Here is a 21341-nt window from a genome sequence, read left to right as displayed (position 1 = left end):
GCTCGGGGAGCGTGAGACGGGCGGTGTTGGCGGGCTCGGGGAGCGCGATACGGGGAGCACCGGCGGGCTCGGGGAGCGTGAGACGGGCGGTACCGGAGGACCCGGCGAGCGCGAGACGGGTACTACCGACGGATCCGGGGAGTACGGGCCGCACGCTTCGGAGACCGCCGGGAATGCGGAGGCGCGCGGTGCCGTCTCGCCTGCGGGGCCGGACGCCCTCGCCGACGAACCCCCAGGACCCGCCGAACCCCTGGCGCGGGCCGACGAGATCCCCGCTCAGGCGCGATCCGCGGGGCGGGCCGGCGACATCCCGGCTCAGGCGCAATCCCCGGAGCCGGCCGACCCGATCGCCCCCTCCGCAGCGCCGGACACCCCCACTCCACCGGCGCCCGCCCCCCGCGCCCCCGAGATCTCCACCGGTCGCACCCCCACCCCTGCCCGGCGCCCCGCGGCAGACCCGGTGAAGGCCCTGATGCACCGGCACCGCGAACTGTGCGAACGGGCCGTCGACCCCTTGGAGATCGCGGCGGGCCTGGAGGCCCACGGCCTCACCGACCGCACCGCCGTCCGTTTCCGCCACCGGGACGTCTTCTCGCTCGCCGAAGAGATGTACGCCCGCGTCCCGAGGGACGGCGAGACACCCCCGTCCCCCACGCCCGACAAGACACCGCGCTCGCGCGCCGACTGGGCCCTCCTCGCCCTACTGCCCGGCGCCCTGTGCGCGGCCACGGTCGCCGGCATCCGCCTCACCGAGGGTCAGCCCCGCCTGGTCATCGCCCTGGTGGGCGCCCTGGCCGTCTCCTTCGCCGTACGTGCGGCCCTGTCCCGCGGCCCGCTCGGCACCCCCGACCGCGCCCCCACGACCACCCCCTCCACCTGGACGTACTGGCTGCTCGCCTACGCCGCCCTCGGCGACGGTCTCCTCGGCGCGGCCCTGACCGGCGGCCCCGACGCGCTCCCCACCGGCGCCGCCGACGCACCCTGGCCCGTGGCCACGGCTCCCCTCCTCGCCCTGACCGTGTCCTGCGCCCCCGCGGCCTGGTCCGCCCACCTCTTCACGGACCGCGCCCGCCGCAAACTGACCGCCAGCCGAGGCCTGGAGGACTTCGCGGCCTCCGTACGACCCCTGCTGCTCGGCACGTTCGCCCTGTACTTGTGCGCCCTGACCGCCCTCCTCGCCCTGTCCGCCACGGCCCTGGACGAACCCGCCCCCTACGCACAGACCCTCACCCTCGGCGCCCTCCTCTTCCTCGCCCGCCTCCTCACCACCCACGGCTTCACCCACGCCCCCGTGGTGGTGCTCGTCGCCGCCACGACAGCCGAGGCGACGACGCTGGCCGCGACCTTCGCGTCCCGCCTGCCGGGCTGCGCCTTCCTGGCCACGCCGGTGGACGCCCTCGTGGACCTCTGGGGCCCGGCCGGCATCCAGACCCTCTCCTGCGGAATCGGCGCCCTCGCCCTGCTGATCCACGCGATCCGCAAGCTGACCAGGGCATCGGCCCACGCCCAGGAGGAGCCGTGCTGATCCGACCCCGCCCCACACATCCGCCGTAGCGCCGACCACCCGCTCCAGCGACCGCCCGCCCGAGTGACCACCCGGTCCAGCGGCGCTGCTCCGGTGGCGACCAGCTCTGGGTGGCGCCCGCTCCAGCCGCGACCGCGGCGGTAGATGGCGCGGCCAAGGTGCCCCGCCCGGCGTGGGCGAGGCCGCCGGCCCCCTGAAGCCGCCCGGGGGCGCGACCACCATCCGCCGCAGGCACACCGGCCCCACCGCCGGAGGCAACTCGCACCCCGGCCCCACCGCCGGAGGCAACCCGCAAGCCCCTCCCGAAGGAGAACCCGCAATGACCACCTCCCGACCCGCCCCCAAGGCCCCGGGAGCAGCCCGATGAGAGTCCTGCTGATCGGAGCCAACGGCTACCTCGGCCGCTTCGTCGCCGACCGTCTGCTCGCCGACCCCGCCGTCCAGCTCACCGCCCTCGGTCGCGGTGACGACGCCGACGTCCGCTTCGACCTCGCGTCCGGCAGCCCCGGCGCCCTCACCCGCTTCCTCGACGCGGTCCACCCGGGCGTCGTCGTCAACTGCGCCGGCGCCACCCGCGGCGGTGCCCGCGAACTCACCCGCCACAACACGGTCGCCGTCGCCACCGTCTGCGAGGCCCTGCGCCGCAGCGGCTGCGGCGCCCGTCTGGTGCAGATCGGCTGCGGCGCGGAGTACGGCCCCAGCCAGCCCGGCTCCTCCACGGCCGAGGACGCCGTCCCGCGCCCCGGCGGCCCGTACGGAGTCAGCAAACTCGCCGCCACCGAACTGGTCCTGGGCTCCGGCCTCGACGCGGTCGTCCTGCGCGTCTTCTCCCCGGCCGGCCCCGGCACCCCCGCCGGGTCCCCGCTCGGCCGGCTCGCCGAGGCCATGCGCCGGGCCATGCAGTCCGGCGACGGCGAACTGAAGCTCGGCGGCCTCGGCGCCCAGCGCGACTTCGTCGACGTCCGCGATGTGGCCCGCGCCGTCCACGCCGCCTCGCTCTCCGCCGCACAGGGCGTGATCAACATCGGCTCCGGCCGTGCCGTCCGCCTCCGGGACGCCGCGGCGGTGCTCGCCCGGGTCGCCGGATACGGCGGCGCCCTCCACGAACTCGACGGCCCTCCCGGCCCGCTGCGGGCGACCATCGGCCACCCCCGCTCCGAGTCCGACCATGCGGCACCGGTCGCGTACCCGTACCCCGACGGCTGCGGCAGCTGGCAGCAGGCCGACGTCCGCACCGCACGGGACCGGCTGGGCTGGCGCCCCCGGATCAACCTCGAAGAGTCCCTCGCCGACATCTGGATGGAGGCGGCATGCCGCATCTGACCAGCACGAAGAGCAGTACGCCGAGCACCGAACTCCATACCGGCCTGGGGGTCCCCGGCTTCGCCCACCCCCTGGTCGCCCCCGCCGAGTGGGCCGAACTCACCCGCCCCGGCACCCCCCTGCACTGGACCGTCCTCAACATCGCCGACGGTCCCGGTGCCCGCCCCGACCCGCACTGCCTGGAGGCGGCCGGCCGGCTGCGCAACGCGGGTGTCCGGGTCCTCGGCCACCTCGACACCACATACGGGTCCCGGACCTTCGGCGAGCTGATCTCCGAGGGGCAGCGCTACCTCGACTGGTACCGGGTCGACGGCTTCCTCCTGGACCGCTGCCCGACCGGACGCGCCGCGCTCCCCGAGATCCGCCGCACCGTCACCACGCTCCGCGCGCTCCGTGACGACGCCCACATCGTCCTCGGCCACGGCACCCACCCGTACCCCGGATACGCCGAGAACGCCGACCAGTTGATCACCTTCTCCGGCCCCTGGAGCGACTACCGCTGGTCGCAGGTGGCCGAGTGGACCGCCGACTACCCGCCCGAGACCTTCTGCCACCTCGTCCATGGAGTGCCGGGCCCCCATCTCGACGAGGCCCTGCGCATCGCCCGCTGGCAGGGCGCCTCCACCATCTGGTTCACCGACCGCACGGACCGGGGCGGCCGCGTGGACCCCTGGGAGACCATGCCCGGCTACTGGGACGAAATCGTCTCGCGGATCGGAACGGGTGTCTCGGAATGAAGAAGCCCATGGCAGTGTTACAGGCAGAACAACTGTAGTGATTGACCGACCAACGGAGTCCCCGTGTCGCTGCCACCCCTGGTCGAGCCGGCCGCCGAGCTCACCGTAGACGAGGTCCGCAGGTACTCCCGCCACCTGATCATCCCCGACGTAGGGATGGACGGGCAGAAGCGGCTGAAGAACGCCAAGGTGCTCTGTGTGGGCGCCGGCGGCCTGGGCTCGCCGGCGCTGATGTACCTGGCCGCGGCGGGCGTCGGCACGCTCGGCATCGTGGAGTTCGACGAGGTCGACGAGTCGAACCTGCAGCGGCAGATCATCCACAGCCAGGCCGACATCGGCCGATCCAAGGCCGAGTCCGCCCGCGACTCCGTCCTCGGCATCAACCCGTACGTGAACGTGATCCTTCACGAAGAGCGGCTCGAGGCCGAGAACGTGATGGACATCTTCAGCCAGTACGACCTGATCGTCGACGGCACCGACAACTTCGCGACCCGCTACCTGGTCAACGACGCGTGCGTGCTGCTCAACAAGCCGTACGTCTGGGGCTCGATCTACCGCTTCGACGGCCAGGCCTCCGTCTTCTGGTCCGAGCACGGTCCCTGCTACCGCTGCCTGTACCCGGAGCCCCCGCCGCCGGGCATGGTCCCCTCCTGCGCCGAGGGCGGCGTCCTGGGCGTGCTGTGCGCGTCCATCGGCTCCATCCAGGTCACCGAGGCCATCAAGGTCCTCACCGGCACCGGCGAGCCGCTCGTCGGCCGCCTGATGATCTACGACGCCCTGGAGATGCAGTACCGCCAGGTCAAGGTCCGCAAGGACCCGAACTGCGCGGTCTGCGGCGAGAACCCGACCGTCACCGAGCTCATCGACTACGAGGCCTTCTGCGGCGTCGTCTCCGAGGAGGCCCAGGAGGCGGCCGCCGGCTCGACGATCACTCCCAAGCAGCTCAAGGAGTGGATCGACGACGGCGAGAACATCGAGATCATCGACGTCCGCGAGATCAACGAGTACGAGATCGTCTCGATCCCCGGCGCCAAGCTGATCCCGAAGAACGAGTTCCTCATGGGCACCGCCCTGGAGGGCCTTCCGCAGGACAAGAAGATCGTCCTGCACTGCAAGACGGGTGTCCGCAGTGCGGAAGTCCTCGCGGTCCTGAAGTCCGCGGGCTTCTCCGACGCGGTCCACGTCGGCGGCGGTGTGATCGGCTGGGTCAACCAGATCGAGCCCGACAAGCCGGTCTACTAGACCCGCGTTGTCCCGGCAGGGGCTCGGCACCAGGTGTGCCGGGCCCCTTTCCGTCATTGACCCTGGGCGCAGACCTTGCCGTCCTTCGGCACCGTGCCCTTCAGCAGATACGCGTTCACGGTGGAGTCCACGCAGTCGCTGCCGTTCCCGTACGCCGTGTGCCCCTGGCCCTCCCAGGTGAGCTCCACACCGACCCCCTTGCCCAGCTCGTCCGCCATCTTCCTGGCGCCCTCGTACGGCGTCGCCGGATCGCCCGTGTTGCCGACCACCAGCACCGGTGCCGCACCCGGCGCGCTCACCTCCGGCGTCCGCGACTGCCCGGCCACCGGCCAGTCGTGGCACCAGCCGGCCGCGTCCCAGCCCAGGAAGGGACCGAACACCGGCGAGATCCTCTCGAACTCCGGCAGCAGCCTCTTCGCCTGCGCGAGCGTGGGCCGCTGCCTGTCGTCCAAGCACGATATGACCCGTTGGGAATGCGGGAGCAGGCCGTAGTGCCCGGACGGATCACGCTCGTTGTAGCCGTCGGCGAGCGCCAGCAGTTCGGAGCCGTCCCCCTGCTCGGCCGTCCGGAGAGCGCTGGTCAGTGAGGGCCAGCTGTCCTGGCGGTACAGCGGATAGACGATGCCGGTGAACGCGAGCACCTGGGTCAGCTTCCGCCCGGAGAAGGTGTCCAACGGCTTCGCGTCGATCCGCTCCAGCAGGTCCGCGATCTTCCGGCTGCCCCGCGCGGGGTCCTGGCCGGTGGACTTCAGGTAGTTGTCGAGCGCGCGCTGGAAGCCCCGGGCCTGGTTCCTCCGGTGGCCCACCGCGTCGGCGCTGGGGTCGACGACCGCGTCGAGCACCATCCGCCCGACCTTCTCCGGGAACAGGTGGGCGTAGACACCGCCCAGCTGGGTGCCGTACGAGATGCCGAAGTAGTACATCTCGCGGTCGCCCAGGACCTGACGCATCAAATCCATGTCGCGCGCGGTGTCGGTGGTCGAGACGTGCGCCAGCAGCTTGCCCGCGTCCTTCTCGCAGCCCCGCGCGAAGTCGGTGGCGTCCTGGAGGTAGGCCCGTTCCTCGGCCGGGGTGTCCGGGGTGGCGTCCACCGACTCGGCCGCCTGGATCTCCTTGTCGCTGCGGCAGCGGACGCCTTCGCTGGCGCCGACCCCGCGCGGGTCCCAGCTCACCAGGTCGTACCGCTCGCGCAGGAGGGAGGCGGTGGCGGCGTAGGCCGGGAGTGTGCCCACACCAGTGAGGCCGGGGCCGCCGAAGTCGAAGAGGAGCGAGCCGATGCGGTCACCGCCGCGGGCCTTGGTGCGGATCAGCGCGAGGTCGATCGTCTCGCCGTCCGGCTTCGACCAGTCCAGGGGCGTCTTCAGCGTCGCGCACCGCCAGTCGTTGCCCGGCGGGGAAGAGTCCCCGGTGGCCTTGCAGCGGCCCCAGTCGAGCTGCTGCGAGGTCAGCGAGGCAGGCAGCGCCTGCGCGTCCCCCGTGTTGCGGGTCGGCTCGTCCTCGTCACCGCCGGACGAGCCCCCCGACGAGCCGCCGGAACAGCCCGCCGCCAGCAGCGCGGCCGCGGCGGTCGCCGCCGCCCACCGTACGAAACGCCCCATGACAGTCCCCCTCCCAAGCCGTCCGTGCCGAGCCACGAACGTCGGTCCGGCCATGGTAGGCCGAGCACGTGAAGCCCGTCGGGGCCTGTGGATAACGCTGTGACCTGGGAGTTCATGGGCGGTGGGGAGTCATGAACAGACGGTGCCCGCCGCCGGCACCTTCCCGTTCAGGAGGTAACCGTCCACCGCCGCCTGCACACACCTGTTCTTGCTGCCGTAGGCCCCGTGCCCCTGCCCCTTGTACGTGAGCTCGACACCCACGCCCGTGCCGAGCGCCTCCACCATCTTCCGGGCGCCCTCGTAGGGGGTCGCCGGATCGCCCGTGTTCCCCACCACGAGGATCGGCGCGGAGCCGGCCGCGTTCACGTCGGGACGGTCGGCGGCGCCCGCCACCGCCCAGTCGGTGCAGCTCACCATGGACCAGGCCATGAAGTCGCCGAACAGCGGGGACGCGGCGCGGAACGCGGGCAGCCTGCGCTCGACGTCGGTCGCGGTGTACCGGGGTCTGTCGTCGGCGCAGTTGATGGCGATGTTGGCGGCGGTGATGTTGCTGTACTCGCCGTTCTCGCTCCGCCCGTTCATCGAGTCGGACAGCAGCATCAGGATCCTGCCGTCGCCGTCGTACGCCTGCTCCAGGCCCTCGACGAGGTACTCCCAGAAGTCCTTCGAGTACAGCGACTGCGCGATGCCGTTGGTCGCGGCGGTCTGCGTCAGCGGCCGTTGGCCGATTCCCGGGATGGGTTTCCTGTCGAGGTCCGCGAGCAGCTTGGCGATGCGGTCCTTGACGTCCTGGACGGTGTCGCCGACGGGACAGTCCTCGGGCTTGGAGGTGCAGTCCTCGGCGAAGTTGTCGAGCGCGAGCTGGAAGCCCTCGGCCTGTCCGAGGGAACCCTGCTCACTGCTCTGCGTCGGGTCGACGACCGCGTCGAAGACCGCGCGCCCCACGCGCTTCGGAAAGAGGTGGGCGTAGACGCCGCCGAGTTCGGTGCCGTACGAGATGCCGAAGTAGTACAGCTTGTCGTCGCCGAGGACCTGGCGCATCAGGTCCATGTCGCGGGCCGCGTCGGTGGTGCGCACATGCGGCAGCATCTTCTGGGAGTTCTCCTCGCAGGCCGCGTTGAACTCCTTGGTGTTGGCCATCAGCGCGGTGCGCTCGGCCAAGTCGTCCGGGGTCCAGTCCTGCTCGAACCAGTAGTCGAGCTGGGGGGCGTTCAGGCACTCCACGGGGGCACTGCGGCCGACTCCCCGGGGGTCGAAGCTCACCAGGTCGTAGCGGGTGCGCAGGGTCGCGTAGTCCGCGCCGAAGGCGGGCAGTGTGGTGACGCCCGAACCGCCGGGGCCGCCGAAGTTGAAGACGAGCGAGCCGATGCGCCTGTCCTCGGCGCCGCTGGCCTTGGCCCGGATCAGCGCGAGGTCGATCGTGTCGCCCTTGGGCTTGGCCCAGTCGAGCGGGGCCTTGAGGGTGGCGCACTGCCACTCGGCGCCGCCCGGCAGGGGAGAGGGCGGGTCACCGCCGCCCTCGGCCCGGGACGGGGCCGGGCAGTCCTTCCAGCTGAGCTCCTGGGCCGACAGGTCCTCGTCCTGGGAGTCGCCGCCGCAGCCCGCCAGCGCGCAGGACAGCAGCAGGACGGCGGCGGTCAGGGCGGCAGCGCGCGGTCGAGGGGGGTTCGGCATGCTCCCATCCTGCGGTCGCGCGCGGACGAACGCTCGGGGCGCGCGCCGTAAGGAGTACGCCCCGCTGCGTTACAGCGCGCCCTTGCGGGACAGGTGGTTGAAGGCCAGCCAGCCCGGCAGCACCGGCAGCCAGAGCGTCAGCAGACGGAACAGCAGGACGGCCGGGGCGGCGACCTCCTTGGGCAGCCCCACGGCGATCAGACCGACCGTCAGGGTCGCCTCGACGGCGCCCACGCCACCCGGGGTCGGGGCGGCCGACCCGAGGGCGTTGCCGGCGAGGAAGACGACGGCGACGCTGGCGATGCTCAGGGACGTGCCCTCCTGGCCGAAGGCGCGGATGGAGGCGTCCAGGCACATCACGAAGCTGGCCGTCAGCAGCAGCATGCCGCCGATGCCGGTGACCAGCTTCTGCGGCCGCTGGAGCACGTCCAGCATGCGCGGCACGACGCCGGCGAACAGCGACCTCACGCGCGTGACGACGAATTTCCTGAGGAACGGCACCGAGGTGACCACGAGCACGAGCACCGCGACCGTCAGCAGACCCGCGATGACCGTCCGGGACGGCGACAGCGACGGCGTCTTCTCGGTGCCGGTCAGATAGCCGAAGGACAGCAGCATCAGGATGTGGCAGCCGAGCCCGAAGAGCTGCGAGGCGCCGACGCTCGCGACCGCGAGCCCGGGCCGCACCCCCTGGCGTTGCAGGAAGCGTGTGTTGAGCGCGACACCGCCCACCGCGGCCGGTGCGACGATCTTCACGAACGAGCCGGCGACCTGGGCCGCGACCGTCCGCAGGAACCCCACCCGCTCGGGCACGAAGCCCAGCAGCGACATGGCCGCGGCGAAGTAGCTGCACGCCGAGAACAGCACGGCCGCGGCGACCCAGCCCCACTCGGCGTTCTCGATGAGCGGCCCGAACTCGATGTGGGTGAGCTGCGTCAGCAGGAAGTACGCGCCGATGGCGCCCGCGATGACGCTGATCAGGGTGCGTGGCTTGACCCGCTCCAGACGGGCCGGCTCGACCGGCGCCTGCGGCCTGATCAGCAGGACCTCATGGCGGATCTGGCTCAGCAGATCCTCCTCGCGGGCCTCCTCCAGGGCCTCGTCGATGGCCCGCTTCTCGGCCCGCGCCTCCGCGCGTACGGCCTTCTTGTCGGGCTTTTCCAGTACGAGCCTGGGGTCCTGCGGCCCCTCGTCCAGGTGGGCCTGCTTGGCCTGCCGGGACGCCTCCAGGACCGCCTCGCGCTCGCGCTGGGCCCGCTCCCGGGCGAGTCTGCGCAGCGTCGCGCGCGTGGAGCGCGTCAACGCGATCGGCTGGAGCATCGGCAGACAGTCGGCGACGGCGTCGGGACCGAGGACCTCGACCCCGGAGGCGACCGCGCGTTCGGCGCCCGCGAGCAGCCCCAGGGTCGTCACCAACTGGGCGACGTCCATGCGCAGCAGCAGGGTGCTGGCCGCGATCTCGCCGCCGCGCAGGTCGGTGAGGATCACCGCGCCGGAACGATCCACCAAGATCGCGTCACCGGCGAGCCTGCGGTGCGCGATGCGCCGCGACTGGAGCGCCTTCACCTGGCGCCAGGTGTTGCGCAGCAGTTCGTCGGTGATCTCGTCCTCGGCCAGCGATTCGAGTGTGCGTCCGCCGGTGTGCTCGTAGACGAGCATCACGGCGTCGGGGCCGAGTTCGGAGGTGGCGATCAGCTTGGGCGCGTTGGCGCCGGCCGCGATGGCGGCGTAGGCGAGCAGGGCCTCCTGTTCCAGGGCCTGGCGCAGCGACTGGAGGCTGCTGCGGGTGGCGAAGCCGCGCAGCGTGAGGTTGCGCCACACCCGGTAGAAGAAGCCCTGCGCCTGCTGCTCGCGGTCGACCACGGTGACGTCCAGCGGCGGGCCGTCCTCCAGGGTGACGAAGTAGCGCCGGCCGCGGTCGCCGTTCTCCGCGGTCTCCGGGGCCTCCTCGCGGGCCGCGCTGACCGGGTGGAAGCCGACGGTCCGCAGGCCCGCCATCAGGGTCTGCCCCGTGGGCCGGACATTGGGCGAGCCGACCGCGTAGAGCGTGCCGTAGGCGACCGTCCAGCCGATCAGCACCGTCAGGATGATCGAGAACGGTGTGGTGTAGCCGGTGACGAGCATCGAGAACGCGTCGAGCATCAGCACGATCCACAGCACCGCCCGCCAGCGCGGCCTGCGGGACATGCCGACGGCCGTCATGTAGGCGATGACAGGCGCCAGATAGCCGTGCACGGGATCGGTGAGGGCGTGGATGTCGCCGGGGGAGGGCTGGGTGAGCGCCTCCTGGATGGAGTCGGGGGCGGCCTTGGCGACCCACAGGTCGGTGGCGAGCGTCACCCCGTGGGCGAGGACCGCGGCGAGCACACCGTCGGCGATCCGCAGTCCGTCACGCTTGATCAGCCGTTCGATCGCGAACGCGACCGGGACCAGGAGGATCGCGATGCTGGAGGCGAGACCGGCGATCTTGATGAGCAGGTCGGGCGCCTGTCCGGTGCCCTTGTTGATGTCCTGTTCGAGGCCCGAGGTGGTGCCGTGCGCGAACGCGGCGATCGCCAGCAGGACGACGACGGCCAGCACGCCGACCAGCAGCCGCATGAGGTCGGAGGGCCGGTGCACGCGCGCGGGGAGCAGCGGCTCGTCGCCCTCCACCTCGTCGGCGTGCACCTCTGCGGTGTCCGCGTCGGCGGCCTGGTCGTCCGCGTCAGGGCGCGACGAGGCGACAGAGGTGCTCTCGGCGTCCTCCGGGTGCACACCCTGTGGCTTCATCGTCTCTTCTTGATCTCGTATCACCAGTCACCGCCCGCACGATGGTGGCATGCCCCACCGACACACGGGGGTGTCAGGGTGCACCTGCGGGGGCGCACAGTCTGCCCGAAGCGCCGTTCCCGGGCGAGGAATACGCACGGTCGCGGGCCCGTCACATTGTCGGTGGGGTGGGGCAGGATGGGGCGGATGAGCGAGCAGAGCCTTCCTCGGGACGCCCACCCGGAGTACGCGGACACCCTGCCGGAGTACGCCGAGCGGGTCCTCGACGTCGCCGAACGCATCCCGCCCGGGCGTGTCATGACGTACGGCGACGTCGCCGAGTGGCTGGAGGAGGGCGGGCCCCGCCAGGTGGGCCGGGTCATGGCCCTGTACGGCTCGCCCGTGCCGTGGTGGCGTGTCGTGCGCGCGGACGGCGTCCTGCTGCCCGGTCACGAGCTGGAGGCGCTCGGCCGCTACCGCGCGGAGGGGACGCCCCTGAAGGAGGCGAGCAGGGCCGCCGAGGGCCATCTGCCGCGCCTCGACATGAGACGGGCGCGCTGGGACGGTGACGAACGCGCGGAGGGTCACACCTGACAGCTTCCGCCATCGCGCGGGCCCGGGGACACCCCGAGACCCGTACGGGGGAAGCGGGGCATGTCCGAGGCATGGCGTACGTTCGTGAGGAGTGGGACGCACGGGGCCGCGGTGTCGTGAGTGGTCCGAGGGAAGAAGGGGAAGCCCTGCTTCCGCTCCACTCGTCGGCGTAGCGTCGGCTGCACGCGTCCCCCTCACCCCCCGTCCACCGCCCTCCACGCGCGGCGGGCCGCCCAACAGCACACCCACCAGGACCGGCGAACCACGTGAGCTCCTCTTCCTCCACCAGGCGCCTGTCGCACTCCCCGGTGCGACAGGGGGCCCGTGGCGCTTACCGACTGGTTCGTACCCCGCCGGCCCGAGTGGATCCCCCTCTCCTGGACGCCGCACAGCGCGCCGTGGTTGAGCACAGGAGCGGTCCTTTGCTCGTCCTCGCAGGTCCGGGCACCGGCAAGACCACCACCCTCGTCGAGTCGGTGGCCTCACGAATCGCCCGCGGAGGGGACCCCGCGCGCGTGCTCGTGCTGACGTTCAGTCGCAAGGCGGCCGTCGAACTGCGCGACCGCATGGCGCTGCGCATAGGAGCGGCGCGCGCGCCCCAGGCGACCACCTTCCACTCCTTCTGCTACGCCCTGGTCCGCGCCCACCAGGACAGCGACCTGTTCGTGGAGCCGCTGCGGCTGCTGTCCGGACCCGAACAGGACGTCGCCGTCCGCGAACTGCTCGCCGGACAGCCCGACCTCGAGCGGCTCGGCCTCGCGCACGTGCGCTGGCCGGACGAACTGCGCGCCTGCCTGACGACCCGAGGCTTCGCCGACGAGGTCCGCGCGGTGCTCGCCCGCAGCCGCGAACTGGGCCTCGGCCCCGGCGCCCTGGACGCCTTCGCCCGCCGCGTCGGCCGCCCCGACTGGCAGGCCGCGGCCGCCTTCCTCGCCGAGTACCTCGACGTCCTCGACCTCCAGGGCGTCCTCGACTACGCCGAACTGGTCCACCGCGCGGTCCTCCTCGCCCGCCGCCCCGAGGTCGCCGGGCAACTCGCCGCGCAGTACGACGCCGTGTTCGTCGACGAGTACCAGGACACCGACCCGGCCCAGGTACGACTGCTAGACGCCCTCGCCGGCGGCGGCCGCACCCTCGTCGCCTTCGGCGACCCCGACCAGTCGATCTACGCCTTCCGCGGCGCCGACGTGAACGGCATCCTCGACTTCCCGTACGCCTTCCCGCGCGCGGACGGCCGTCCCGCCCCCGTGGAGGTCCTGCGCACCTCCCGGCGCTCCGGCGCCGACCTGCTGGCCGCGACCCGCCTGGTGACCCAGCGCATGCCGCTGACCCGGCTGCCGGCCGAGAAGGTCCGCGCCCATCGGGAGCTCGCCCCGGTCCGGGACGGGGGGCGCGTGGAGGTGTACACCTACCCCACCTCCGGCACCGAGCTGGACAACATCGCGGACATCCTGCGCCGGGCGCACCTGGAGGACGGCGTCCCCTGGGGCGAGATGGCGGTTCTGGTCCGCGCGGGCTCCCGCACGATCCCGACGGTCCGGCGCGCGCTCACGGCGGCCGGAGTGCCCCTCGACATCGACGGCGACGACCTCGCACTGCGGCACGAACCGGCGGTGGCGCCCCTGTTGACCGCCCTGCGGGCGGTGGCCATGGCGGAGGCGGCGGAGGGCGTCGTACGACCGGAAGCGGCGCGGACCGACGAGGGCGCGGCTTCCGAGGAACCGCTGCCGGAGGAGGAGACCGTCTCCGCGGAGCAGCTGTCGGAGGCGGGCGCTGTGTCCGAGGAGCAACCGTCGGACGCGGACGCTGTCTCAGGGGAGCAGTCGTCGCCCACAGAGCCGCAGCCGGCAGCCACAGAGCCGCAGCCGTCGGTCACAGAGTCGCAGCCGTCGGCCACAGAGCCGCAGCCGTCCGTCGCCTCCTGGCTCGACACCGAGACCGCCCTCACCCTCCTCGCCTCCCCCCTCGCCGGCATGGACGCCGCCGACCTGCGCCGCCTAGGGCGGGCCCTGCGGGACGAGGAGCGGGCCGCAGGCAACGCCCTGCCGCCGCCCTCGGACGAGCTGCTCGCGCGGGCCCTCGCCGAGCCAGAGCGGCTGGCCGTGCACGACCCCGCGTACGCGCGCGGGGCGCAGCGGCTCGGCGCGCTGCTCGGCAAGGCCCGTCAGCGCCTCGCGAACGGCGGCAGTGCCGAAGAGGCGCTGTGGGACCTCTGGGAGGGCACACCGTGGCCCGGTCGCCTGGAGCGGGCGGCCATGCGCGGCGGGGCGGCGGGGCGCAACGCGGACCGTGATCTCGACGCCGTGTGCGCGCTGTTCGCGACGGCCGCGCGCGCGGAGGAGCGCACCGGCGGCCGGGGCGCCCTGAACTTCCTGGAGGAGATCGACGCCGAGGACATCGCCGCCGACACCCTCACCCGGCGTGCCGTACGGCCCGACGCGGTCCGCCTGATGACCGCGCACCGCTCCAAGGGCCTGGAGTGGCGCCTGGTCGTCGTCGCGGGCGTCCAGGAGGGCCTGTGGCCGGACTTGCGCCGCCGTGGCTCCCTCCTGGAGGCCGACCGCATCGGCCGCGACGGACTCGCCGAACCGCTCACCCCGGGCGCCCTGCTCGCCGAGGAACGCCGCCTGTTCTACGTCGCCGCCACACGCGCGCGTGAGCGCCTGGTCGTCACCGCGGTCAAGGCACCGGCCGACGACGGCGACCAGCCCTCCCGCTTCCTGACCGAACTCGGCGTGGAGCCCAAGGACGTCACCGGCCGCCCCCGCCGTCCCCTGTCGGTCGCCGCCCTGGTCGCCGAGCTCCGTGCCACGACCGTCGACCCGCGGGTCTCGGACACCCTCAGGCAGGCCGCCGCGCGGCGCCTGGCCCGGCTCGCCGCCCTCGCCGACGACGACGGCCGCCCGCTCGTCCCCTCGGCCCACCCCTACCGCTGGTGGGGCATGTTCGAGCCGACCGAGTCCAAGGTGCCGCTGCGCAACCGCGACCAGCCCGTCGTGCTCTCCGGCAGCGCCCTGGACCAGCTGGCCAACACCTGCGCCCTGCAATGGTTCCTGGGCCGCGAGGTGAAGGCCGACGCGCCCGCGACCGTCGCCCAGGGCTTCGGCAACGTCGTGCACGTCCTCGCCGACGAGGTCGCCTCCGGACACACCCCCGCCGACCTCGACGTCCTCATGGAGCGCCTGGACTCCGTGTGGAACGCGCTCGCCTTCGACGCGCCCTGGAAGTCGGCGCAGGAGAAGGAGAACGCGCGCGTGGCGCTCGAACGCTTCCTGAAGTGGCACGTCATGGACCGCACCGGCCGCACCCCGGTGGCCAGCGAGCACGGCTTCGACGTCACCCTGGAGGCGGGCGAGGTCGAGGTGCGCATCCGCGGCCAGATGGACCGCGTGGAGGCCGACGGCGAGGGCCGCGCGTATGTCGTCGACTTCAAGACCGGCAAGCAGCCGGTGAGTTCGGCCGAGGTGGAACGCCACCCCCAGCTCGCCGTCTACCAGCTCGCCGTGCGCGAGGGCGCCGTGGACGACGCCTTCGACGGCGTACGGCCCGAACCGGGCGGCGCCGAACTCGTCCAGCTGCGCCAGGGCGCGCCCAAGCGGGACGGCGGCGAGACCCTGCCCAAGGTGCAGGCCCAGGAACCGCTGGAGGGGGAGTGGGTCGGCGACCTGCTCGCCACGGCGGCCGGCAAGGTCCTCGACGAACGGTTCACGCCGAGCGCGGGACAGCACTGCTCCCACTGCGCGTTCCGGGCCTCGTGCAGCGCGCAGCCGGAGGGACGGCACGTCGTGGAGTGAGCGGAGCGGGCGGGTGTGATCAGTCGCACCACGTGCGCTGACCTGCGTATCTTCCGGACCGGGGGGCGATTCGTCCTCCGTTGTCAGTGCGCGCCGCTAGCCTCTCCGACATGGCCGCCCGTATCACCGATCCCGATCAGCTCAAGGAGCTCCTCGGGATCCCGTTCACCCCGGAGCAGACGGCCTGCATCACCGCGCCGCCCGCCCCGCAGGTGATCGTGGCCGGTGCAGGCTCCGGCAAGACGACGGTGATGGCGGCCCGCGTGGTCTGGCTGGTCGGCACCGGCCAGGTCGCCCCCGAACAGGTCCTCGGCCTCACCTTCACCAACAAGGCCGCCGGTGAACTCGCCGAGCGCGTCCGCAAGGCGCTCATCAGGGCGGGCGTCACCGACCCCGACGTCATCGACCCGGACAACCCCCCGGGCGAGCCCGTGATCTCCACCTACCACGCCTTCGCGGGCCGCCTGCTGACCGACCACGGGCTGCGCATCGGCCTCGAACCGACCTCCCGCCTCCTCGCCGACGCCACCCGCTACCAGCTCGCCGCGCGCGTGCTGCGCGAAGCGCCCGGCCCCTACCCCGCCCTGACCCGCTCCTTCGCCGACCTGGTCAGCGACCTCCTCACCCTCGACGCCGAACTCTCCGAGCACCTCGTACGCCCCGAGCAGGTGCGGGCGTACGACGCCGAACTGCTGCTGACCCTCCAGGGCGCCAAACTCACCAACGACACCCTGCGCAAGGTCCCCGAGGCGGCCGCCGCCCGCCGAGAACTCGCCGACCTGGTCGTCCGCTACCGCGCCGCCAAACGCGAACGCGACCTCCTCGACTTCGGCGACCAGATCGCCCTGTCGGCACGCCTCGCGGGCATCCCCGAGGTGGGCCGTGTCCTGCGCGAGGAGTTCAAGGTGGTGCTCCTCGACGAGTACCAGGACACCTCGGTCGCCCAACGCGTCCTGCTGGCGGGCCTGTTCGGCGGCGGCACCGGCCACCCGGTCACCGCCGTCGGCGACCCATGCCAGGCCATCTACGGCTGGCGCGGCGCCTCCGTCGCCAACCTCGACGACTTCCCCGAGCACTTCGCCCACCCCGACGGCCGGCCCGCGACCCGCCAGGCGCTCAGCGAGAACCGCCGCAGCGGCGGCCGCCTCCTCGACCTCGCCAACGGCCTCGCCGAGCCCCTGCGCGCCATGCACGCGGGCGTGGAGGCACTCCGCCCGGCCCCCGGCGCCGAACGCGACGGCATGGTGCGCTGCGCCCTCCTGCCGACCCACGCGGAGGAGATCGACTGGCTCGCCGACTCCATCGCCCATCTCGTACGGACCGGGAAGGAGCCCGGCGAGATCGCCGTCCTGTGCCGCACGGCCACCGACTTCGCCGAGATCCAGGGCGCGTTGGTCGAGCGGGACGTCCCGGTGGAGGTGGTGGGCCTCTCGGGCCTGCTGCACCTGCCCGAGGTCGCCGACCTGGTCGCCGTCTGCGAAGTCCTCCAGGACCCCGGCGCCAACGCGGCCCTGGTCCGGCTGCTGACCGGCCCGCGCTGGCGCATCGGCCCGCGCGACCTCGCCCTCCTCGGGCGGCGCGCCCGGCGCCTGGTGTCCTACGCGCACGTGGACGGCGACGACGACCCCGACCGTCGGCTCGCCGAGGCCGTCGAGGGAGTCGACCCGGCCGAGGTGACATCGCTCGCCGACGCCCTGGAGACCTTCCTGGAGACGCCCCTCCACAGCGACGAGGACGACGACGGGCTGCCCTTCTCGCCGGACGCGCGCGTGCGGTTCGCCCGCCTGGCCGCCGAACTGCGCGACCTGCGCCGCTCGCTCGCCGACCCCTTGATGGACGTCCTGCACCGCGTCCTCGCCGTCACCGGCCTGGAGGTCGAACTGTCGGCGTCGCCGCACGCGTTGGCCGCCCGCCGCCGCGAGACGCTGTCCAACTTCCTCGACATCGCCGCCTCCTTCGCGGCGGGTGACAACGAGGCGACCCTGCTGGCCTTCCTTGGCTTCCTGCGCACCGCGGCCCAGTACGAGAAGGGCCTCGACAACGCCCTGCCGGGCGGCGAGAACACCGTCAAGGTCCTCACCGCGCACAAGTCCAAGGGCCTGGAGTGGGACGTGGTCGCCGTCCCCGGCCTGGTCACCGACACCTTCCCGAGCGCCAAGGGCCGCGAGAAGTGGACCGCGCAGAGCAAGGTGCTGCCGCACGCCCTGCGCGGCGACGCCGAGACCCTGCCCGACATCGCCTCCTGGGACTCGCGCGGCATGAAGGCCTTCCAGGAGGCCATGAAGGACCACCAGCACACCGAGGAGCTCCGCCTCGGCTACGTCACCTTCACCCGCCCCCGCTCCCTCCTCCTCGGCTCCGGCCACTGGTGGGGGCCGACGCAGAAGAAGCCCAGGGGACCCTCCGACTTCCTCCAGGACCTCTACGACCACTGCGCGGCCGGCCACGGCGAGATCGAGGCCTGGGCCGACGAGCCCGCCGAGGACGAGGAGAACCCGGCGCTGCACAGCCGGACCGAGGACCAGGTCTGGCCCCTGCCCCTGGACGACAAGGCCCTCGCTCGACGCCGGGCGGCCGCGCAGACGGTCCTGGACCACCTGGATGCCCTCGCCGACCACACGGACCCGCACCCCGCGGCCGTACACGACCCGGACACCTACGACGACCCTGACTGGCCCCCGCCGCCGGACGACGACGAGGTGCCCTACGAGGACGTCGTCGAGCAGGACAGCCCGTCCGACTGGGACAGCTGGACCACGGAGCGCCCGGCCGTCCCGCACCAGGCCACGGCACCGGAAGCACCCCCGGCCCCACGTCGGCCCACGCCGGGAGCCCCCACCGCACCGGCCCGCCCGCACCCCCTGGAACGACAGCCCCTCACCCCCGAGGAAGCCCGCACCATCGCCTCCTGGGACCGCGACCTCGACGCCCTCACCGGCGAGCTCCTGCGCGCGCGGGAAGCCGTAACCGACGTTCCGCTGCCCGCGTCGCTCACCGCGTCCCAGGTGCTGCGGCTGGCCGCCGACCCGGACGGGCTCGCGCAGGAACTCGCGCGCCCCATGCCGCGCCCGCCGCAACCCGCCGCACGTCAAGGCACCCGCTTCCACGCCTGGGTCGAGGCCCGCTTCGAAGCGCTCACCCTGCCCATGCTGGAGCCCGACGACCTCCCCGGCGGCGACGCCGAGATCGCCGACGAGCGCGACCTGGAAGCCCTCAAGGACGCCTTCGAACGCAGCGAGTACGCCCACCGCACCCCCTACCGCCTCGAGACGCCCTTCCAGCTCGCCATCGCCGGCCGTGTGGTCCGGGGCCGTATCGACGCCGTCTACCGCCACACCGACGGGGAGACGACGACGTACGAGATCGTCGACTGGAAGACCAGCCGCACCCGCACCGCCGACCCCCTCCAGCTCGCCGTGTACCGGCTGGCCTGGGCCGAGCGGCAGGGGGTGCCTGTGGAATCGGTCACGGCCGCCTTCCTGTACGTCCGCACCGGAGACGTCGTACGGCCCCGGAACCTGCCCGGCCGGGCCGCACTGGAACGGCTTCTGACCCAGGAACAGAGCGGTTCCGCACCAGCAAACTGTGAGGAACCGCCCAACGAGGATGTCGGTGCGGGCCGATAGGCTCATGACCATGAGCCAGACCCCGGACAGCGCCGTCCGTACGTACATCGAGCAGCACCGCGCCGCCTTCCTCGACGACCTCGCCGAATGGCTGCGCATCCCGTCCGTCTCCGCCCAGCCCGACCACGGACCCGATGTACGCCGCAGCGCCGACTGGCTCGCCGCCAAGCTAAGGGAGACCGGTTTCCCCACGGCCGAGGTCTGGGAGACCCCGGGCGCGCCCGCCGTCTTCGCCGAGTGGCCCGCACAGGACCCCGCGGCGCCCACGGTCCTCGTCTACGGCCACCACGACGTCCAGCCCGCCGCCCGCGAGGACGGCTGGGACAGCGACCCCTTCGAGCCGGTCGTCCGGGACAACCGCCTCTACGCGCGCGGGGCCGCCGACGACAAGGGCCAGGTCTTCTTCCACACCCTCGGCGTCCGCGCCCACCTCGCGGCGACCGGCCGCACCGCCCCGGCCGTGCACCTGAAGCTGCTGATCGAGGGCGAGGAGGAGTCCGGCTCCCCGCACTTCCGCGCCCTCGTCGAGGAGCGTGAGGAGCGGCTCACCGCCGACGCGGTGATCGTCTCCGACACCGGCATGTGGGACGAGAACACCCCCACGGTCTGCACGGGCATGCGCGGCCTCGCCGAGTGCGAGATCGTCCTGCACGGCCCCGACCAGGACATCCACTCCGGCTCCTTCGGCGGCGCCGTCCCCAACCCGGCCACCGCCGTCGCCCGCCTCGTCGCCGCCCTGCACGACGAGCACACGCGTGTGGCGATCCCCGGCTTCTACGACGGCATCGTCGAACTCACCGACCGTGAACGGGAGCTCTTCGCCGAGCTGCCCTTCGACGAGGAGCGGTGGCTGCGCACCGCCAAGTCGTACGCCACCCTCGGGGAGGCCGGGCACACCACCCTGGAGCGCGTCTGGGCCCGCCCCACCGCCGAGGTCAACGGCATCGGCGGCGGCTACCAGGGCCCCGGCAGCAAGACGATCGTCCCGTCCTCCGCGATGGTCAAGATCTCCTTCCGGCTGGTCGCCGGGCAGGACCCCGACCACATCGAGAAGGCCGTCCGCGACTGGGCCACGGCACAGGTGCCCGCCGGGATCCGCCCGGAGATCACCTTCGGCGCCGGCACGCGCCCGTGTCTGACCCCGCTGGACCACCCGGCCCTCCAGTCCGTCGTACGGGCCATGGCCCGTGCCTTCGACCAGCCGGTCCGCTTCACCCGTGAGGGCGGCTCGGGCCCCGCCGCCGACCTCCAGGAAGTCCTCGGCGCACCCGTGCTGTTCCTCGGCATCTCCGTCCCCTCCGACGGCTGGCACGCGCCGAACGAAAAGGTCGAGCTCGACCTGCTCCTCAAGGGCGTCGAGACCTCCGCGTACCTGTGGGGTGACCTCGCCGAGAACTTCAGCCATGCGCCCTGAGCGTCCCGCGTCGTACGTCCCGCCGAACCGCCCGCCGAAACAATCCGCTGCACCGGGGGAGTTGGAAGCACCCGTGACCACCTGGACCGACCACACCGCCGACCGTCCTGTCTCGCTCACCGCCCCCAGTGGCATCGACCGCGCCGCACACCACCGGCTCGACGAGGCCTGGCTCGCGGCGGCGTGGAGCCACCCCACGACCCGCTGCTTCGTGGTCTCCGGCGGTCAGGTCCTGATAGACGAGACGGCGGACGGCCGTACCGAACTCGTCATGACCCCGGCCTTCGAGGCTCCGCTGACCGAAGCGCACCGCTACTTCCTCGGCATCGACGAGGAGGGCGTGCGCTACTTCGCGCTCCAGAAGGACGCCCTGCCCGGTCGTATCGACCAGTCCGCGCGCCCGGCGGGACTGCGCGAGGCGGGTCTGCTGCTGTCCGCGCGTGAGGCGGGCCTGATGGTGCACGCGGTCGGGCTGGAGAACTGGCAGCGCACCCACCGCTTCTGCTCGCGCTGCGGTGAGCGCACGGTCATCGCAGCGGCCGGCCACATCCGCCGCTGCCCCGCCTGCGGCGCCGAGCACTACCCGCGCACCGACCCGGCCGTGATCATGGCCGTCACCGACGACCAGGACCGCATTCTGCTGGGCCGCCAGGTGCACTGGCCGGAGGGCCGCTTCTCGACGCTGGCCGGGTTCGTCGAGCCGGGCGAGTCCATCGAGCAGTCGGTGCGGCGCGAGGTCTTCGAGGAGGCCGGCATCACCGTCGGCCCGGTCGAGTACGTCGCCAGCCAGCCCTGGCCGTTCCCCTCCAGCCTCATGCTCGGCTTCATGGCCCGCGCCACCTCCACCGACATCAATGTCGACGGTGACGAGATCCACGAGGCCCGCTGGTTCTCCCGCGACGAACTCCAGGCCGCCTTCGAGTCCGGCGAGGTCCTCCCGCCGTACGGCATCTCGATCGCGGCCCGCCTGATCGAACTCTGGTACGGCAAGCCGCTGCCGACGAGGAGCTTCGTCTGAGGCAGCCGCGTCATCGGCGCGTGAACAGCGGAAGGCGGCCCCTGAAGC

12 protein-coding genes are annotated in these 21341 nt (G+C 72.8%); 9 read left to right on the top strand and 3 right to left on the bottom strand.

Annotation, left to right across the window (positions count from 1 at the left end; translation table 11 throughout):
* Positions 1–307: 307 nt before the first annotated feature.
* The 4 genes from OHN19_RS14445 (at position 308) to moeZ (ending at position 4827) form a co-directional block, all read left to right on the top strand.
* A complete protein-coding gene (locus OHN19_RS14445; protein WP_391191896.1) occupies positions 308–1525 on the top strand; it encodes a hypothetical protein in 1218 nt (405 codons plus the stop codon).
* A gap of 363 nt (positions 1526–1888) precedes the next feature.
* A complete protein-coding gene (locus OHN19_RS14440) occupies positions 1889–2848 on the top strand; it encodes an NAD-dependent epimerase/dehydratase family protein (RefSeq protein WP_037719791.1) in 960 nt (319 codons plus the stop codon).
* Positions 2836–3585 carry a spherulation-specific family 4 protein gene (locus OHN19_RS14435; RefSeq protein ID WP_330264578.1) on the top strand — a complete coding sequence of 250 codons (750 nt, stop codon included), beginning with the start codon at positions 2836–2838 and terminating at the stop codon, positions 3583–3585. Before OHN19_RS14440 ends, OHN19_RS14435 begins: the two co-directional genes overlap by 13 nt.
* A 63-nt stretch (positions 3586–3648) precedes the next feature.
* Complete coding sequence (gene moeZ / locus OHN19_RS14430) at positions 3649–4827, top strand: adenylyltransferase/sulfurtransferase MoeZ (RefSeq protein WP_123762925.1); 1179 nt, start codon at positions 3649–3651, stop codon at positions 4825–4827.
* Between the two features lie 53 nt (positions 4828–4880).
* Here the strand turns inward: moeZ and OHN19_RS14425 are convergent, their stop codons facing one another.
* The 3 genes from OHN19_RS14425 to OHN19_RS14415 form a co-directional block, all read right to left on the bottom strand.
* The gene (locus OHN19_RS14425; protein WP_330264577.1) at positions 4881–6425 is read right to left on the bottom strand and encodes an alpha/beta hydrolase; all 1545 of its coding nucleotides are present in this window, start codon (positions 6423–6425) and stop codon (positions 4881–4883) included.
* Between the two features lie 129 nt (positions 6426–6554).
* Positions 6555–8099 (bottom strand): alpha/beta hydrolase, encoded by a 1545-nt coding sequence (locus tag OHN19_RS14420; RefSeq protein ID WP_330264576.1) that lies wholly within the window; start codon positions 8097–8099, stop codon positions 6555–6557.
* 69 nt (positions 8100–8168) lie between these two features.
* Positions 8169–10868 (bottom strand): flippase-like domain-containing protein, encoded by a 2700-nt coding sequence (locus OHN19_RS14415; protein WP_330264575.1) that lies wholly within the window; start codon positions 10866–10868, stop codon positions 8169–8171.
* Positions 10869–11054: 186 nt separating this feature from the next.
* Between OHN19_RS14415 and OHN19_RS14410 the strand changes: the two genes are divergently transcribed.
* The 5 genes from OHN19_RS14410 (at position 11055) to nudC (ending at position 21293) form a co-directional block, all read left to right on the top strand.
* On the top strand, positions 11055–11441 hold the full coding sequence (locus tag OHN19_RS14410) for an MGMT family protein (RefSeq protein ID WP_330264574.1): 387 nt from the start codon (positions 11055–11057) through the stop codon (positions 11439–11441).
* Positions 11442–11707: 266 nt separating this feature from the next.
* Positions 11708–15235, top strand: a complete 3528-nt coding sequence (locus OHN19_RS14405; protein ID WP_330264573.1) for a UvrD-helicase domain-containing protein — start codon at positions 11708–11710, stop codon at positions 15233–15235.
* 110 nt (positions 15236–15345) lie between these two features.
* A complete protein-coding gene (locus tag OHN19_RS14400) occupies positions 15346–18861 on the top strand; it encodes an ATP-dependent DNA helicase (RefSeq protein WP_330264572.1) in 3516 nt (1171 codons plus the stop codon).
* Between the two features lie 10 nt (positions 18862–18871).
* Positions 18872–20275 carry a dipeptidase gene (locus OHN19_RS14395; RefSeq protein ID WP_330264571.1) on the top strand — a complete coding sequence of 468 codons (1404 nt, stop codon included), beginning with the start codon at positions 18872–18874 and terminating at the stop codon, positions 20273–20275.
* A 73-nt stretch (positions 20276–20348) separates the two neighbouring features.
* The gene (gene nudC, locus OHN19_RS14390) at positions 20349–21293 is read left to right on the top strand and encodes an NAD(+) diphosphatase (RefSeq protein ID WP_330264570.1); all 945 of its coding nucleotides are present in this window, start codon (positions 20349–20351) and stop codon (positions 21291–21293) included.
* Positions 21294–21341 lie beyond the last annotated feature (48 nt).

The organism is Streptomyces griseorubiginosus, from assembly GCF_036345115.1.
Taxonomy (GTDB): domain Bacteria; phylum Actinomycetota; class Actinomycetes; order Streptomycetales; family Streptomycetaceae; genus Streptomyces; species Streptomyces griseorubiginosus_C.
The sequence above is the reverse complement of the archived record's forward strand: the minus strand, read 5'-3'. Positions and strand labels throughout refer to the sequence as shown.